Raw genomic sequence first — 18,179 nt, 5'->3', positions numbered from 1 at the left:
GTTGGAATTTGGAATTTATTTTTTGGAGTTTCCTCCAAAGATCAAGTTTGGAATTTCCATTTAAGGTTTGGAATTTGGAATTTTATCCCGATGTTTCGGGATTGGAATTTAATTTTAAGAGTTCGCCATCGCCATACAAACAATACTAATTTTAGCTCCGGGAATTTTTAATAAAGCTTTTGAGCATGCTTCGAGAGTAGCGCCGGTGGTTAAAACATCGTCTACAATTAAAAAATGTTTGTTTTGATTTTCTTCTGTAAAAATCACATCAAATATGTTTTCGATATTATCAGATCTTCCAATAAGGTTCTTTTTTGATTGCGTTTTCGAATATTTCTTTCGATATAAAACAGCATCATTATAATCAATTTTTAATCCTTTGGCCAAAGCTTTTCCAAAAGTGGTAACCTGATTGTAGCCGCGTTCCCTGAATTTTTTAGGATGTAAAGGAACAGGAATAACAACATCAAAAGGAGTTTCTAAAGCGAGTTCTTTTAAATCTTCTACATACCAATTTCCCAAAACGGTTCCAATCTCTTCGTGGCCTTTATATTTTAGGTTATGAATAAGTTCCTGAACAATTCCTTTTTTGTTGAAATACAAAAGCGCCGATGCATGTTCGATAGCAATTTTGCCATAGAATTTCTTAACTGCTTCGTTTTTTGAATCTAAATGATATTGGGTAAGAGGCAATTCATGACGGCAAACGGTACAAAATACAGTTTCGTTGGTGATCAAAATAGTATGACATCCAGTACAAACTTTAGGAAAAAACAGGTCAATAATATAATTAAACACAAATAGACAGAATTTAGTTACAAAAATAACGAAATCAATGTCTCAATCTTTATAATTTTTCTTTTTTTTAAACGTACTTTTTATATTTTTGCATCACTATGGCAAAACAAGAAGATTTATTTAAGAATGTGGTTTCGCACGCAAAAGAGTACGGATTTATTTTTCCGTCAAGCGAAGTATACGATGGATTGAGTGCAGTATATGATTATGCACAAAATGGTGTCGAGTTAAAAAAGAATATCCGTGAATATTGGTGGAAATCAATGGTTCAGATGAATGAGAATATTGTAGGCCTTGATGCTGCAATATTGATGCATCCAACAACCTGGAAAGCTTCAGGCCACGTTGATGCTTTTAATGATCCGTTGATTGATAATAAAGATTCAAAGAAAAGATATAGAGCAGACGTTTTGGTTGAAGATCATGCTGAAAAGATCAATCAAAAAGCTCAAAAAGAAATCGAAAAAGCGAGAGCTCGTTTTGGAGATGCATTTAATGAAGAAGAATTTGTTACCACAAATGCACGTGTTGTAGAATATCTTTCAAAATATAAAGAAATTTTATCAAGGCTTGCAAAAGGAATGACTGATGATCTTCAGGATGTAAAAGCTTTAATCGAAGAATTAGAAATTGCTGATCCTGAAACTGGTTCTAAAAACTGGACAGATGTAAAGCAGTTCAATCTAATGTTCGGAACTAAACTTGGAGCTTCTGCAGATTCTGCAATGGATTTATATTTACGTCCGGAAACAGCTCAGGGTATTTTTGTGAATTTCCTGAATGTTCAGAAATCAGGTCGTATGAAAATTCCTTTTGGAATTGCTCAAACGGGTAAAGCATTTAGAAATGAAATTGTTGCAAGACAATTCATTTTCCGTATGCGTGAATTCGAACAAATGGAAATGCAATTTTTCGTTCGCCCGGGTGAAGAAATGAAATGGTACCACCATTGGAAAGAGACACGTTTAAACTGGCATTTATCTTTAGGATTAGGAAAAGAAAATTACCGTTTTCACGATCACGAAAAATTAGCGCATTACGCAAATGCTGCGGCAGATATCGAGTTTAATTTCCCTTTTGGATTCAAAGAACTAGAAGGAATTCACTCTCGTACTGATTTTGATTTAAAAGCGCACGAACAATATTCTGGTAGAAAATTACAATATTTTGATCCGGAACTGAACGAAAATTACGTGCCATACGTAGTAGAAACTTCAGTTGGTTTAGATCGTATGTTCCTGGCTGTTTTTGCAACTTCATTACAAGAAGAAACTCTTGAAGACGGTTCTACAAGAACAGTTCTAAAATTACCATCAGTTTTAGCACCAACCAAAGTGGCTATTTTACCATTGGTTAAAAAAGATGGATTGCCGGATATCGCCAAAAAAATCATTGATGATTTAAAATGGGATTTCAGTGTGGCTTATGATGAAAAAGATGCTGTAGGACGTCGTTACAGAAGACAAGATGCTCTTGGAACTCCGTTTTGTGTTACAGTAGATCACCAAACAATCGAAGACGAAACAGTAACAATTCGTCATAGAGATACAATGAAACAGGATCGTGTAAAAATTTCTGAATTGAAAGATATTATCGAGAACGAAGTTTCTATGAAAAACTGGTTGATGAAAATGTAATTTTCTTAAAACTACAATATAAAAAATCCCAAATTCCATATCGGAATTTGGGATTTTTTTAATTTTACAAATGCATTTCATCGGACTTTTTTGCATTTCATCCTTATGTGTTAACATTTGTTTGCAATGTATTAACAATGAAATACTAAAATAATTGAAATTCGTATTTTTAATTGCGGATAAACCATTAAAATAAATTTTTTCAAAAGTATTGATGAAACTAGAGGGATAGTTGTCGGGGATTCATGAAAAATCAACAAAAACCAATATTGAAAAAGTATTCGTATATTATTATTGACGATGATGCTGAAAGTATTTTGAAAACCAGAACAATTGCAGAAGGTTTTTCGGAGTTAACTTTTCTGGCCTCGGCTACGAATTATCAGGACGGTTTGCATTTGGTATTAGAACACCGGCCTTCGATTATTTTTTTAGAAATTGATCCCACTGAACTATCCAGTAACCTCTCGCTCGCTTTTATAAACGAGCTGTACAGGTTCTTATCCCTGTTACCCAAGATAATTGTTACAACAACAAAAAAAGAGCTGGCATTTGACGCCATTCAATACGGAGTATTTGATTATGTTTTAAAACCGGCACAGTCAATTGACTTACTAAAGGTAATTTTAAAACTTGAAAAGACAATTCCGGAAATGAATACTGTCGAAATAAGAAATGAGATTATTTCTCCGCTTCCATTAATGCAAAAATTGCAAAATATAGAGAAGCCACTTATTTTGTGTATTAAATCCTATGGTGATTATCGCTACATAGATGCCGCAGATATTTGTTATCTTCAGGCTGATAATAATTCGACAGATATTTATTTGAATTCAGGTGAAATGATCACTGCTTTTAAAACTTTAAAGCATTTTGAAGCCATATTATCGCACCCTTTTGTTCGAATTCATAATAGCTATATCATCAACAAAAATTACATTGCGAGAATTCATAACGGAAACTCAGTTTGTTACATCAAAAATTCGATTAAAAAGATCCCTTTTTCTAAAACCTACAAATCGAATGTCGACCTAATTATTGCAGATTTTTCTATAGGAAATTACTTAGAAGTCTAAAAATTAGGAGTTTACATAAATTTGGTACCCATTGACTATCAATTGGGTATGTTCTACCATAAACCTGTTTTTTTGTATAAATTTTTTTTGAATCCGGAGTTAGTTTTACACCATGATTCGCACAAAGCGATGATTCTCCATAACAAAAAAATCAACATTTAATACCTCAGATCATGAAAAAAGCAACTTTAACATTCGGATTATTTTCTTTAGTAATGGTAGCAACATCTTTCGCTACTCCTGAAACTACAAATTTTTTAACAGCTTCAGACTCTATTAAAATTGTGCCTATAGATGGAGGTGCTACAGGTAAGCAAAAGAAAGGTGATATCATAGCATATATAGACGGAGGCGCTACAGGAAAACAAAAGAAAGGCGATGTAATACTAAACAATACAAGACAATTAACTTTTGCTGGTGTTAATCAATCTATCGGAACAGATAAAAAAGTAGATTAATCTACAATTCTAATAAGTTTATATTAGGCTGTTAATTTTTAACAGCCTTTTTTTGTGTCTATAGTTTTAGTATTTTTGGTAAAATTCAAAGACACAAATTGAAAAAGAAATGTAAAATAATATTAATTTTATTCTTCGTTTTATTGGCATGTACCAAAAAAACAACATTAGATAAAAATATAATTTCCTCTGTAGACAGTCTTCCTACGTATCTTTCGTTAGCAAACGAAAATAATTTGCCTTTAAAGATCAAACAAAACTATTGTCAAAAAGCTTTGACTATAATTTTAAACCAAAAAGATGACTCACTTAACAAAGTAAATCTTTTTAAAGTTGCTAATCGTTACTACAACATGAGCGATTGGAAATCATACCTCAAAACAACCAAACTAATTTTAGACAGGGCACAAAAATCTAAAGATTCAGTGCACATGGCCAAAGCTTATATGTACTTAGGAGATTATTATGAATCACAGGCAATTTCTGACAGTGCATTTTTGAATTATTTTCAAGCCGAAAAACTTTATATAAAAATAAATGATCAATACAATTTGGCAAAAACGTTTTTAAATAAAGCAAGCCTGCAATATAATGAAGGTGATTTTTTTGAAAGTGAAATAGGGGTTTTTAAAGCATTACGCAGTTTAAAAAAACAGCAAAAGGTAAATGATCTCTATTATGAAAGTTATAATCTGTTAGGAATCTTGTATAATGAACGGGAAGAATATACAAAGGCATTAGAATTTCAAAACAAAGCTTTGGCAATTTTGCAGGATAAATCAATATTATCATTTTATCAGTATAAAGCAGCATCACTCAACAATATAGGCTTTATCTATATGAAAATGGGTAATTATAAAAGGGCTAAGTTTTTCTTCGAAAAAGGATTGGCACAAGAAAATCTATTTGAAGACAGAGCAAGTTTATACGCAATTCTGCTCGATAATCTGGGATATTCGAAATTCAAATTAAAAGAACAGGATCAATTGCCGGATTTGTTTTATAAATCTTTAAAAATCAGAGACAGCCTTGATCTTACTTCAGGAGTTGTTTCGAGTAAAATTCATCTGTCGGAGTATTTTGCTTTCAAAAAAGATACCTTCAAAGCATTTCAGTTTTCAAGACAAGCTTTGGCTTTGTCCCGTACATCAAATAAATTTGTCAATACACTCGAAGCGCTCAAGCAAATTGCTATTGTCGATCCTAAAAATGCATCTTCCTATTCTAAAGAATATATTAAGCTAAATGATAAGATGGTAAAATCAGAACGAAATATGGGAGAAAAGTTCTCTCGCATTGAGTATGAAACCAACGAAATAAAAGATCAAAACTCAAATCTGCAAGAGAAAAACAAGACCCTTATCTACGTTTTTAGCATCTGTACCTTAATAGGTTTGTTTTTTTATGTTTACAAAACCCAACAAGCCAAGAACAGGGAATTGCTCTTTAAGCAACAGCAGCAAGTAGCAAACGAAGATATTTATAATTTGATGATTTCGCAGCAAAACGATATCGAGCTCACCCGTATTAAAGAAAAGAAAAAGGTAGCCCAGGATTTGCATGATGGCGTATTAGGAAGGATGTTTGGCGTTAGGATAAGTCTGGATAGTTTAGATAAAGTAGATGAGGAAGAAGCAGCTCCAAAAAGAAAAAAATACTTAGCAGAACTTAAAAATATCGAGCAGGATATTCGTGAAATTTCGCATGATTTAAATAGAGAGAAATCCGAATTAATTAATAATTTTATTGCGATTTTAAACAAATTGTTCGAAGACCAACAAAACACTTATGAGGCAAAATTAATAACCTCTTTTGATTCTAATATCAAATGGGAATTGGTTAGTAACGCTGTTAAAATTAATTTGTACAGAATTGTTCAGGAGGCACTTCAAAATTGTAATAAATATGCAGATGCAAACACTATCAAAGTGGAGTTTAAAAGCGAAATAGATCATCTGGTTTTGTCCATTGCTGATGATGGAATTGGTTTTAATGCCAAAAGATCAAAAGATGGTATAGGTTTGCATAATATTCAATACAGAACCGCAGAATGCAAAGGCACAGTAGCTTTAAAATCTGCCAGAGGAGAAGGAACGCTTCTTTTAATTAAAATCCCTATCGATCAGAAAATTAACCTACAAAATAGATGACAATTGATTCAAACGCCTCAGATTCTCAATTAATTAAAAAGAATATATTAATTGTCGATGACCACCCTTTTATTATCGAAGGGTATAAAAATGCGATAACACGTTACCACCCTCATCAATACGAATTTTTAATTTCGCAGGCACATGATTGTAAATCTGGGTATGATTTAATCGAAGATGAAAAAACGCCACAGTTCGATGTTGCTTTTTTAGACATTAGTATGCCGGCTTATGAGGAAAAAGATATTTTTTCCGGCGAAGATCTGGCAAAACTCATCTTGAAGAAAATGCCAAACTGCAAGGTTATTTTACTAACGATGTATACGGAGTTGCTAAAAATAAAAACCATAATCAGAACCATTCAGCCCAATGGTTTAGTTATTAAAAATGATCTTACTTTCGACGAATTGCTTTTTGCATTTGATAAAGTAATGAAAAATGATAAATATTACAGTCAGTCGGTTCAGAAAATAATCAATCAGTCACCTCATAATTCTATTGAAATAGATGAGTTCGACAAGCAAATTTTGTTTCATTTATCAAAAGGAACTCAGGTAGAAGATATGCCGCAGTATATTCCGATTTCTATTAATGCAATCGAAAAGCGTAAAGTAAGCCTGAAAGAATTGCTTAAAGTAAAATCAGGTTCTGATGAAGATTTATTGAAAGAAGCCAGAAGTAAAGGGCTTTTTTAAAAGGAAATTCCAAAATAAAAAAAATCCAATTGATAATCATATCGTTGGAATTTGGATTTTTTTTATTTTGGAATTTAAAAGTTTACTCGCTCAAAGCATCCCAACCTCTAGCTTTCAAAGGAATTTGAGTATTGGCGCGTGTTACTAAATTGATTCCTTCGCTTTCATCTGCCATATGACCAATAATAGAGAAATTTGGGTTTCCTTTTATTTTATCAAAGTCATTAATGTCAATTGTAAAAAGCAACTCATAATCTTCGCCGCCATTAATAGCAACTGTTGTACTATCAATATTAAACTCTTCGCAAGTCGAAATAAATTGCGGATCCAGCGGCAGTTTATCTTCGTATAAATTACAACCCACTTTTGATTGTTTGCACAAATGAATAATCTCAGATGATAATCCGTCAGAAATATCGATCATCGATGTTGGCTTAATTTCAAGAGCATGCAGTAAAGTACGAACATCTTTTCGTGCCTCAGGTTTTAACTGGCGCTCGATTAAATAACTATACATATCAAGATCAGGCTGACTGTTTGGGTTGACCTGAAAAACCTGCTTTTCGCGTTCTAAAACCTGCAATCCCATATAAGCAGCGCCAATGTCACCGGTTACTACAAGTAAATCGGTTTTTTGGGCACCATTTCTATATACAATTTCATCTTCGTTTGCTTCACCAATAGCAGTAATGCTTATGATTAATCCTTTTTGCGATGAGGTAGTGTCTCCGCCAATAACATCGACTTTATATTCTTTTGCAGCGTGTGTAATCCCTTCAAATAATTCTTCTAACGCTTCTAACGGGAAACGATTAGAAACGGCTACAGAAACCGTTATTTGCGTTGGTCTGGCATTCATGGCACAGATATCAGATATATTTACAACAACTGCTTTATATCCTAAATGTTTTAAAGGCATATAAGCCAAATCAAAATGTACGCCCTCGATCAGTAAATCAGTAGAAACCACTACTTTTTTGTCTTTAAAATCAAGAACAGCAGCATCATCGCCTATACTTTTTAAGGTAGATTCCTGAGTAACATCAAAATTTTTGGTTAAGTGTTCAATTAAGCCAAACTCGCCTAATTGCGCTATACTGGTACGTTGCGGATTTTTATCTTCGATCATTTTTTTTTAAGTTCCAAAGTTTCTAAGGCGCAAAGGTACAAAGGTTTTATCGAATTTAACCGGAAGTTATTTCCAACCGCCTTATCTCTGTGTAAAGATGCACGGCAATACATTTATGTCTCCTGAATTTTATTCTTTTGCAAACAGCATTTTTTTTCGGATCTTTAGTAGAATTAAAAAAAACAAAAATGAAAACATTCGATATAATTACCTTAACCGTAAACCCTTCGGTAGACAAAAGCACCCATTTTTCAGGCCTGATCGCCGAGCAGAAAATACGATGCGGAGCTCCACAATTTGATGCAGGCGGAGGCGGAATAAATGTTTCTAAAGCTATTGCTCGCTTACGCGGAAATTCATTAGCTATTTTCACTTCAGGCGGACCAGTTGGCGAAATGCTGAAAGACTTAGTAAAACAGGAAAAAGTAGATTTTGAAGCTATTGAAACCCAAACAGCAACCAGAGAAAACTTTATAGCCGTTGATGATAACACTAATTCTCAATATCGTTTTGGGTTTACAGGAGATATTTTAACTGATTCAGAAGTTCAGAAAGTTTTAGAAACCATTTCAAATCTAAAACCAAAATTTCTAGTCGCAAGCGGAAGTTTAAACGAAGGTTTATCGACTGATTTTTATCAGAAAGTAGCTGAAATTGCCAAAGCATCAAATTCAAAATTAATTGTAGATACGTCAGGCGAAGCCTTAAAGAAAGTTCTGGAAACCGGAGCATATCTCATAAAACCAAACGTTGGTGAACTCGCAAAATTAGTTGGAGTAGGACGCCTTGAAATGGAAGAAGTAAATGAAGCCGCCAAAAAAATCATTGCCAAAGGCGGAGCCGAAATTGTCGTAGTTTCTTTAGGGCCACAAGGGGCTGTTTTGGTTACAAAAGACGATTACGAATATGTTCCTGCGCCAAATGTTGCCAAAAAAAGTACTGTTGGTGCCGGAGATAGTATGGTTGGAGGGATGGTTTGGGCATTGTCTCAAAATAAAAGCCTGAAAGAAGTCATTCGCTGGGGAGTTGCCTGCGGATCTGCTGCAACAATGAACGAAGGAACGCAATTATTCAAGTACGAAGATGCACATCGTTTGTTTGAATGGCTTAAAAATAAATAAAGATTTAAGAAAAACGAAATGTAGCCACAATCTATATCCTAGAGGCGCAGATTGTAGACATGCGTACATTGTAGAGACGCGCAGTAACCATAAAGTAAACCCGACAGGTTTTTAAAACCTGTCGGGTTTCGTATGTAATGACACAAAGATTTTAATTGTAGAGGCGCACAGCAGTGCGTCTCACGCACAGTAACCCCATTTTTATTGCTCTATTGTTCTTTTTACACAACGTTAATATATTGTGGTTACGTTGTGTGAGACGCACTGCTGTGCGTCTCTACGTTTGTCAGCAGGAAAAAAAGTAAATCTTTTTTTTCCTGCTGACAAACTGTTGTCACCGACCCTCAATACTTTTGAAGTATTAAAAATAATTAAACTTTAAAATTATGAAAACATTAGCTGCCCAAGTAATTACTCCCGAAGATTTGTTGAAACACTGGCAAGGTCACCGCGCCCTTACACGTAATGTTATTGAAGCGTTTCCTGAAAAAGATTTCTTCGAATTTTCGATAGGAGGAATGAGAACTTTTGCTAAACTGACTGATGAACTTTTGGCCATTGCAGTTCCGGGACTTAAAGGAATCGTAAACAAAGAAGTGAAACCATTTAGCGAAGAAGCATCAGAAAAATTGATTTTTAAAGCCCAATATCTTGAAAAATGGGACGAAGCAACTGCAGAAATCAACAAGTATTGGGAGAAATTATCGATTGAAGATTTTAATGAAAACTTTAATCTTTTTGGTCAATACGAATTTCCGGTAATTCAGAACATTCTTTATTTTATTGATAACGAAGTACACCACCGCGGACAAGGCTATGTGTATCTAAGAGCTTTAAATATTGAACCTCCTTTTTTCTGGGAAAGATAGCATTTTTGAAGATTGACTGAATAAAAAAACTCCTAAACTGAATTTACTTTCATGTTTAGGAGTTTTTTTATGATAATCTCTCCAGATAATTTTCGACTAATTCCCGGATTCTGGTTTTGAGTTTTTCGGGTTCTATAATCGAAGCATAATCGGCATACATCAAAAACCAACGTGGAAATCCTTCCTGGATATCGCGGGCCATAAACGTCATTTCTATTTGGTCACCAACATCTTTTTCAGAAACATAACCGTGGTATTTTTGTTCAAATCGAATATAATTGATGATTTTTTTCGAAACTAAAATTCGAACCTTAATCGTCGGAATTGTTTCATTTTTCTTTAAGTACGTTTCTAATGAATCATGTTGTATGGTAAAACTACATTCGGTTTTTTGAATACCCAGAATTCTGTCTGTTCTAAACTGGCGATAATCTTGTCGTAAATGGCAATAACCCAGAAAATACCAATTGTTATGATCATGAAAAACGCCAACAGGTTCAATATTTCGATTACTTGCTTCTTCAGCGGTTTTGTATGAAAGAAGAATTTGTTTTTTCTCTGCAATACTTTCAAACAAGATGGCCAGCGTATTAGGCGAACTATCATGAAATAGAGGTTCCTGATTTTGCATCAAAATTTTAGATTCTATATTCGAAAGCCAGTCTTTATCAGTACTTCTTAAAACCGATTTTAGTTTATACATTGCCGATGCATGATGAGATCCTAAAGAAGGATCCGTAAATTTCTGCATCAATTTTTCGGCAGCGATAAAACTGCTCACTTCTTCGCGCGTAAACATAACAGGAGGCAATCTGTAACCATCCATTAAAGCATAACCCACTCCGGCCTCGCTATAAATAGGAACTCCCGAAGCTTCAAGAGTTCGAATATCACGATATATGGTTCTTAAACTCACTTCAAAACGATTGGCTAATTCCTGCGCCTTTACAATTTTTTTAGATTGTAACTGAATAAGAATAGCAATAATACGGTCAAATCGTTTTGGGGTTTCGTCCATTTTTTCTTTTAGTTGAAGATTCAAAGATACAAAGGTTCGAAGTTTTGAAATAAAAAAAGCTGTCCCAAATTGAGACAGCTTTTTTTGAAGATTTAAGCGATATAAATCTAGAATCTGTATAAAAGACCAAATTGTGGTTGATCGAAAATGTTTTCAAATAAATTAATGTTTAAATTAAAAGTATCCGATGATGGTCCATTTTCAGGAGAAACACTATTATACGCTAATACATTAGCCAATGTAAAAGTTACCGCAATGTTTTTGGTCACAAAATAGTTTAATCCAACAGTAATATCTGCTGTAATACTATTATCAGTGTCATCTTCAATTCCTTCAATTTTAGTCTTATTGCTTCCAAAACCTAAACCAGCTTCAGCGAAAGCTTTAAAACGTTTTTTGTCTAATTCTAAAAAGTAGTATCTCGCAAAAGCACCAACTCCGAATACGTTGGTTTTTGTTTCCGGAACAGTTTCTTCTTTTTCACTAGAATAATTTAGTTTTGCTCCAACGGCAAATTTGTCATTTAGTAAATACCCAAATTTTGGACTAAATCCATAATAATCGGTTTCTCCACCTGTACTAATTTTAATAGAACCTTCTAGGAACATATCACCTTTTTCAAAAGTTATTCCTTTTGCAGAGTTTGTTTCAGCGTCTACTTCGTCTTGTTGTGCATTCGCGAAGGAAAAAGTTAACATTGATAAAATAACAAAAAATTTAGTTTTCATAATAATTGCTTTTAAAAGTTGTAAGATTAAAATTATGTTTTTAGAATTAAAACTTTTGCGAAAGCAAGCAATTGCATTAAAAATGAAGTTATTGAGTTAATAATCCTACTTTTTTATAAGTATTTACGTGTTTATTTTTGAGGTTTTATTATGATTTAATTAGTAGTAAAGATTGAAAATCGGGCTATAATTGTATGAAAACCGACTTTTTTAAAGCAAAAAACCCGATAACTTTTTGCTATCGGGTTTTGATTCAATTTGGTTAAAAGATTACTTTTTAATGAATTTGCTTGAGATAGGTTTTTCACCGTCATTCAATTCGATTATATAAATTCCGGAAGGCAGCATGCTGACATCTATAGCTTGTTCTGTTACGTTCCCTGTTTTTATAATTTGGCCACCAATATTGCTTATTTTGAAAAAAGCAGCTCTGTCATTACTTGCCTTTATAAATAAATTATCATGCGATGGATTTGGATAAATTACATAACGTTGCGATTTTGAATCATGCTCCTCTATTGAAAGGTTAGCTGTAGTTAACGAAATTGGATCGCTTGAAGCGGAAATGTTTTTAGCATAATCTTTTGCTTTTATGGTATATGAGTAAACCGTTTCGGCACTTAATCCAGTCAGCGTATAATTGGTTACGTTCGTAGTGCCAATTAAAGTATTTCCTTGGTAAATATCATAACTCGTAACCGCTATATTGTCTGTTGATTCTTCCCATGATAAAATAGCTGAGGTTTTAGTAATATTTGATACACTTAAATTTTTTGGTGTGCTTGGAGCTTCAAATTCAATAATAGGATCTTTGATATCCAATATATAATCTTGAATTGCTCCATTATAAAACTTTTCACAAGGAGACGGAATCCCATTTTCTTTTAAGGAAATTCTCATCTTTGTCCTTCCAGGAGTTACCGTAACTGGGATTGTGAATTTTTTGATTGCTGTAAATGTTTCAGCAGTAATAATGGTACTGAAAATCAATTCTCCATCGTCATCAAAGTCTGAATCTCCATTCAAATCAATCCAGTACGCTAATCCGCTGGGTTTAGAGCCGGAATAGTATTTAGAAACAGATACACTTATCGTATTTTCTTGTCCGGGAATTACGAATCCTCCTGTGCTTTTAAAATCACTATACACCCCAGATGAGGCAGAATTATTAATTTTACCTAGTGTAACATTAGTAATATTATCATTGTTTTGTGCGGTACTTCCCGGAATGCAGTATTTTGGTATAGACACTGTGGTAACAGAAAGAGGACTGCTGGATGTTTTGTTCAAACCTCTGTCTCTGGCAACTACAGTAAAAGAATAGGCTGTCCCTTCTTTTAATCCTGTCACATTATAATTAGTAATTTCCCCTGATACAGAATAAAGTAAATTTGCGCCATTATAAATATCGTAATACGTAACATATTCATCATCTGTAGCGGCGGTCCAGGACAAGTTTGTCGTAGTTGTTGTTGTTTCAGTTGCTATAAGCTGAGTTGGAGCCGCTGGAGGAGTTGTATCTTTTAATGTCATAACCGAAATAGCAGCTTTGACCGATTTATTTCCGAATTCATCAGCAGCTTGAACACTAAAGTTATACGTAACATTATTTGCAAGTTTAATTATGGCTGCTTTAGTATCTTTTACTGTTGCAATTAAATCAGCATCATTATAAATTAAATAGGATATACCGCCACCGTTATTAGTCGAAGGATCCCAGGAAATGGTGATGTTTGTAGCCGTTATTGTTGTTGCTCTTAGATTTGCAGGAGTTGTTGGGCTTGTTGTGTCTTTAGGTGTTGTTACTGAAACCGGAACACTTGATTTTGATAGAAGTCCGTTTGAATTTTTAGCTTTTACAGTAAATAAATAAACGTAGCCTTGCAGCAATCCTGTAACATTAAAATTAGCTGTTGCTGAAGTTCCAATTAAAATATTTTCCTTATAAATTTCATAACCTGTTATATCTGCATTGTTTACTGGTGCTGTCCAGGATAAGTTCGTCGTTGTCCAGGTCGTGCCGGATGCAGTTAAATTTGCAGGTGCTTCCGGTGCATTCTCATCTACTGTATTATTTATTATGTCAGCAGTATAATCTTCTGTTTCGCCGTAATTATAAGTGTTGGTGTAATCTCCACAAGGCGATGGAACTCCTGCTGCGCCACCATCTCTAACAGTTATCCTAATTCTGGTTTTGGCTGTAATAGCATTAACAGGAACCGTAAAAGTTCCTCTTACGGGTGAGTTTGTTGTAACTTCTTGAGACCAAATCAATTCTTCCGAATCATAAAAATCCATATCGCCGTTATAGTCAATCCATGCAGCATATCTTAACCCAAATTGAGTTTTTCCGCTGATCCACTCTTTTGGTGTAACGGTAATAGAATAAGTTTCGCCTTTTTTTAATTCTGTCGCAATATTTGTAGCGTCAGTATAGCTAATAGCAGAAACATTTGATTTTTTGTCGATAGTTCCAATTTGAACTCTTGCTATATATTCATCAAATATTTGACTGTAGCCTTTAGACACACAATATGCAGGATTTGTTTTTAAAGTAACAACATTGCTTGATGCTGATGAATTTCCAGCTGCATCTTTGGCTTTTACATAAAATGTATAATTTGTATTTGGTGCTAACGTAGTTATTCTGAATTCTAAAACATTTAGAGTCGTTGATAAATTGCCATTTACATAAAGTTCATATCCAGTGACTTTTTTATTATCTGTTGAAGCAGTCCAGGATAGATTTACTGATGTATCGCTTATTTGAGATGCTGTCAAACTTGCGGGTGTGGTTGGCGGAATTGCATCAAGAGTTTCGCATACCAGTGGGATCGTTGCGTTCGAAATATTTCCGGCTGCATCTCTGGCTTTCACGGAGAATGAATAAAAATTATTTGCTTGTAACCCTGTTATTGTATAGTTTGTGTTAGCTGTATTTCCAATTAGTAAATTTTCTCCTTGATAGATGTCATAAGCTGTAACACCTTCACTATCTGATGAAGCCGTCCAGGACAAATTTACTGATGTGGTTGTAGTGCCAGAAGAGGAGAGGTTGGTTGGAGTCGTAGGGGGAATAATATCCAGGGCTCTAACCGATACAATATTACTTTCTAAAGAACTGTTTAGTGCCGCATCAGTAGCCTTAATTGAAAAATTATAGGTAGTTGATTGTTTTAATCCTGTAGCGTTGAAAGTTCTTGTGGCTCCGTCTACTTTTGCCCATAATGTAAAAGTGTTATTGTATATCGAATAACCGGTAACACCAACATTATCTGTTGAACCGGTCCATGATAAATTAACTGAAGTTGCGGTTATATCTGATGCTGTTAGATTTGTTGGTGTAGTAGGTTTAGTTCCGTCTGGCGTAGTAACCAAGATCAAATTGCTTGATGAAGAAACGTTTCCAGCCGCATCTTTTGCTTTTACACTAAAGGTATAAGAAGTTAATTCTGTTAACCCTGTGATTTTAAAATATGGAGCAGATTGATCTGATGTGCCTATCAGAACAGTTCCATTATATATCTCATAATAAGCAACTCCAACATTATCTGTTGAGGAAGTCCATTGTATGGAACAGGTTGTGGCAAAGGTTTGATACGCTTTTGCATTAGTTGGAGCTGTAGGAGCTTCGGTGTCTGCGATTTGAAATGAAAATGAGTCTTTGTAATTAGCGTGTATAAATAATGGCATTAAGAACAGAATCACTAAAACTAATTTGAATTTTTTTTGGAGTAAAGTTCGTTTCATAGGCAGAGTCTTGAACAATTTCTGATTTAATAATATGTTTTTTTAGTATGTAATTTTTGTAGTAAATCTATTGTTTTTTATGCATTAAAAAAATAGTATTAATTTTTTTTTGTTTAAAGCAAATTTGAAATAATGAATTTTGAAAGCAACAAAAAACCCGACAACTTTCGTCATCGGGTTTAGTCTATATTCTTTATTCTAAAAAACAAATCTAATCGTTAAGTTTCAAAACAGCCATAAACGCTTCTTGAGGAATCTCAACGTTTCCTACTTGTCTCATACGTTTTTTACCTTTTTTCTGTTTCTCTAGTAATTTACGCTTACGCGAAATATCACCACCATAACATTTTGCGGTAACGTCTTTACGAAGTGCTTTTATCGTTTCACGAGCAATGATTTTTGCACCAATTGCAGCCTGAATCGGAATATCAAATTGTTGTCTTGGGATTAACTCGCGTAATTTTTCGGTCATTTTTTTACCAATGTTATACGCATTGTCTTCGTGAATCAAAGCTGAAAGAGCATCAACCGTTTGAGCATTCAAAAGAACATCCAGTTTTACCAGTTTCGAAGTTCTCATTCCAATAGGAGAGTAATCAAAAGAAGCATAACCTTTAGAAACTGTTTTTAGACGATCGTAAAAATCGAATACAATTTCCGCCAATGGCATATCAAAATTCAATTCAACACGTTCTGTTGTCAAATACGTTTGATTGGTAATTTGACCACGTTTTTCGATACACAAACTCATTACGTTTCCAACGAAATCAGATTTTGTAATGATGGTTGCTTTAATATAAGGTTCTTCAACTCGGTCTAAACGCGAAGGTTCAGGTAAGTCAGAAGGATTATTTACAACAAATGGAACTTCTGGTTCTTTTTTGGTATAAGCCAAATACGAAACGTTAGGTACAGTTGTAATTACCGTCATGTCGAACTCACGCTCTAAACGTTCCTGGATAATTTCCATGTGAAGCATTCCTAAGAACCCGCAACGGAAACCAAATCCTAAAGCCGCAGAACTTTCTGGAGTAAAAACTAGCGAAGCATCATTAAGCTGCAGTTTTTCCATAGAAGAACGCAAATCTTCGTAATCTTCAGTATCTACTGGATAAATTCCGGCGAAAACCATTGGTTTTACATCCTCGAAACCAGTAATCATATTAGTAGTTGGTGTTTTAGCATCTGTTAGTGTATCACCAACTTTTACTTCTTTGGCTTCTTTAATTCCTGAAATTAAATAACCAACATCACCAGCAGAAATCACATTTTTAGGAACTTGATTTAGTTTTAAAGTTCCAATTTCGTCAGCAAAATATTCATTGCCTGTAGCCATGAATTTAATTTTTTGCCCTTTTCTGATTTCACCGTTTACAACCCTAAAGATTACTTCGATTCCACGAAACGGATTATAATGCGAATCGAAAATCAAAGCTTGTAATGGCTCATCAACATTTCCTGACGGAGGTGGGATTTTTTCGATAATGGCAGCTAAGATATTCTCAACACCAAAACCGGTTTTTCCCGATGCATGAATAATATCTTCCAGTTTACATCCTAATAAATCGATAATATCATCACTAACTTCTTCAGGATTAGCACTTGGTAAATCTACTTTATTCAAAACCGGAATAATTTCAAGATCATTCTCTAAAGCCAGATATAAGTTAGAAATCGTTTGTGCCTGAATACTTTGTGCAGCATCAACAATCAAAAGTGCCCCTTCGCAAGCTGCAATAGATCTTGAAACTTCGTATGAAAAGTCAACGTGACCAGGAGTGTCAATAAGATTTAAAATATATTCTTCTCCTTTATAAGTATATTCCATCTGAATGGCGTGACTCTTAATGGTGATTCCACGCTCACGTTCCAGGTCCATGTTGTCAAGCAATTGAGCTTTCTCTTCACGAGCTGTAACGGTTTGTGTAGCGCCCAATAAGCGGTCTGCCAATGTACTTTTACCGTGGTCAATGTGTGCAATAATGCAAAAGTTACGTATCTTCTTCATTTTAATATTTCAATTCTCTTAGCGAGTTTTAAGTAATTTTCAGGGTATAAATTTGCGCTGTAGCAATTGCTGTTGAGCGTGTTATTAAGCCGCAAAGATAGCGCAAAGTTTTGGATTCTGGAATGTACTTCTCCGATTTTGAGTTTTGAGGCCAGAAAGCTGTTTTTTAAGAGATAGAATTATGCTAATTCGTTCATTATCAATTATAACTTTGTGCCCAAAAATGTAAGGATTATCTTTTTTATTGCCTTCATAAGAAAACATCTTTGCTGAAAAAAAAACATAACTAAGTTTTGTTTGAATAATCTGTATTTTTTGTGCGAATACTTGTCGATTTCTGAAAATACAACTATACTTGTAGTCATTGTGACTATAATAATAATTGCGTTATAGTTGAAATTTTGATATTGCTTTTTATGAAAAATCTGTGCGCAGGATTTTATTGCAAAAAGTACATCAAAAGAGAGTGTTTATTTTTTACTAATAATTAAAATCAAACAAATTATGAAAAAACAAACCATGCAGCTTACTGAAAAATTTGGCAAGCTTAGTAAAGATGAAATGAAAAATATTATGGGCGGTGTAACTCCCGTTGGCAGATTTACTGTTCCTAAAAGTATTTGCTCGTCCGGTTACGGATTAGTGGCTACAGGTTGTCAGGGAAGTTCTTATCCTATGCTTGACGGTTATACCTGTGTTTTAATGTGTTTCTAATCAGTAAAATTAGTATAAAAAAAGAGGT

At 34.1% G+C, this 18,179-nt stretch carries 14 protein-coding genes; 8 read left to right on the top strand and 6 right to left on the bottom strand.

What is annotated here, in order from left to right:
* Window positions 1–114 precede the first annotated feature (114 nt).
* On the bottom strand, window positions 115–798 hold the full coding sequence (locus tag ACIDC4_RS02765) for a ComF family protein (protein ID WP_412044376.1): 684 nt from the start codon (window positions 796–798) through the stop codon (window positions 115–117).
* Between the two features lie 98 nt (window positions 799–896).
* On the opposite strand from ACIDC4_RS02765, the gene ACIDC4_RS02760 reads away from it, so the two are divergent.
* The 5 genes from ACIDC4_RS02760 (at window position 897) to ACIDC4_RS02740 (ending at window position 6,814) form a co-directional block, all read left to right on the top strand.
* Window positions 897–2,435, top strand: coding sequence for a glycine--tRNA ligase (locus ACIDC4_RS02760; RefSeq protein ID WP_412044375.1), 1,539 nt, complete (start codon window positions 897–899; stop codon window positions 2,433–2,435).
* 245 nt (window positions 2,436–2,680) lie between these two features.
* The gene (locus ACIDC4_RS02755) at window positions 2,681–3,511 is read left to right on the top strand and encodes a LytR/AlgR family response regulator transcription factor (protein ID WP_412044374.1); all 831 of its coding nucleotides are present in this window, start codon (window positions 2,681–2,683) and stop codon (window positions 3,509–3,511) included.
* A gap of 173 nt (window positions 3,512–3,684) precedes the next feature.
* Complete coding sequence (locus ACIDC4_RS02750; protein ID WP_412044373.1) at window positions 3,685–3,969, top strand: 3-oxoacyl-ACP reductase; 285 nt, start codon at window positions 3,685–3,687, stop codon at window positions 3,967–3,969.
* Between the two features lie 98 nt (window positions 3,970–4,067).
* Window positions 4,068–6,119, top strand: a complete 2,052-nt coding sequence (locus ACIDC4_RS02745) for a tetratricopeptide repeat-containing sensor histidine kinase (RefSeq protein WP_412044372.1) — start codon at window positions 4,068–4,070, stop codon at window positions 6,117–6,119.
* Window positions 6,116–6,814 carry a response regulator gene (locus ACIDC4_RS02740; protein WP_412044371.1) on the top strand — a complete coding sequence of 233 codons (699 nt, stop codon included), beginning with the start codon at window positions 6,116–6,118 and terminating at the stop codon, window positions 6,812–6,814. Before ACIDC4_RS02745 ends, ACIDC4_RS02740 begins: the two co-directional genes overlap by 4 nt.
* 82 nt (window positions 6,815–6,896) lie before the next feature.
* On the opposite strand, the gene thiL is transcribed toward ACIDC4_RS02740, so the two are convergent.
* On the bottom strand, window positions 6,897–7,943 hold the full coding sequence (gene thiL / locus ACIDC4_RS02735) for a thiamine-phosphate kinase (RefSeq protein WP_412044370.1): 1,047 nt from the start codon (window positions 7,941–7,943) through the stop codon (window positions 6,897–6,899).
* Window positions 7,944–8,131: 188 nt separating this feature from the next.
* On the opposite strand from thiL, the gene ACIDC4_RS02730 reads away from it, so the two are divergent.
* Both ACIDC4_RS02730 and ACIDC4_RS02725 read left to right on the top strand, forming a co-directional pair.
* Entirely contained in the window at window positions 8,132–9,064 is a 933-nt protein-coding gene (locus ACIDC4_RS02730; RefSeq protein ID WP_412044369.1) for a 1-phosphofructokinase family hexose kinase, read from the top strand.
* A gap of 386 nt (window positions 9,065–9,450) precedes the next feature.
* Window positions 9,451–9,933 (top strand): DinB family protein, encoded by a 483-nt coding sequence (locus ACIDC4_RS02725; RefSeq protein ID WP_230033712.1) that lies wholly within the window; start codon window positions 9,451–9,453, stop codon window positions 9,931–9,933.
* Window positions 9,934–10,000: 67 nt separating this feature from the next.
* On the opposite strand, the gene ACIDC4_RS02720 is transcribed toward ACIDC4_RS02725, so the two are convergent.
* From ACIDC4_RS02720 to lepA, 4 genes are all read right to left on the bottom strand, one after another.
* A complete protein-coding gene (locus ACIDC4_RS02720) occupies window positions 10,001–10,951 on the bottom strand; it encodes a helix-turn-helix transcriptional regulator (protein ID WP_412044368.1) in 951 nt (316 codons plus the stop codon).
* A 107-nt stretch (window positions 10,952–11,058) separates the two neighbouring features.
* Window positions 11,059–11,679, bottom strand: a complete 621-nt coding sequence (locus tag ACIDC4_RS02715; protein ID WP_412044367.1) for an outer membrane beta-barrel protein — start codon at window positions 11,677–11,679, stop codon at window positions 11,059–11,061.
* Between the two features lie 270 nt (window positions 11,680–11,949).
* A complete protein-coding gene (locus ACIDC4_RS02710; protein ID WP_412044366.1) occupies window positions 11,950–15,429 on the bottom strand; it encodes a fibronectin type III domain-containing protein in 3,480 nt (1,159 codons plus the stop codon).
* 211 nt (window positions 15,430–15,640) lie between these two features.
* Window positions 15,641–17,437, bottom strand: coding sequence for a translation elongation factor 4 (gene lepA / locus ACIDC4_RS02705; protein ID WP_083692450.1), 1,797 nt, complete (start codon window positions 17,435–17,437; stop codon window positions 15,641–15,643).
* 504 nt (window positions 17,438–17,941) lie between these two features.
* On the opposite strand from lepA, the gene ACIDC4_RS02700 reads away from it, so the two are divergent.
* Window positions 17,942–18,151: a hypothetical protein gene (locus ACIDC4_RS02700; RefSeq protein WP_412044365.1), complete on the top strand. Its 210-nt coding sequence runs from the start codon at window positions 17,942–17,944 to the stop codon at window positions 18,149–18,151.
* The last annotated feature ends 28 nt before the right edge of the window (window positions 18,152–18,179 follow it).

It is taken from the genome of Flavobacterium sp. C3NV, from assembly GCF_046825355.2.
Lineage (GTDB): Bacteria > Bacteroidota > Bacteroidia > Flavobacteriales > Flavobacteriaceae > Flavobacterium.
This window is presented reverse-complemented; position numbering and strand designations above follow the sequence as displayed.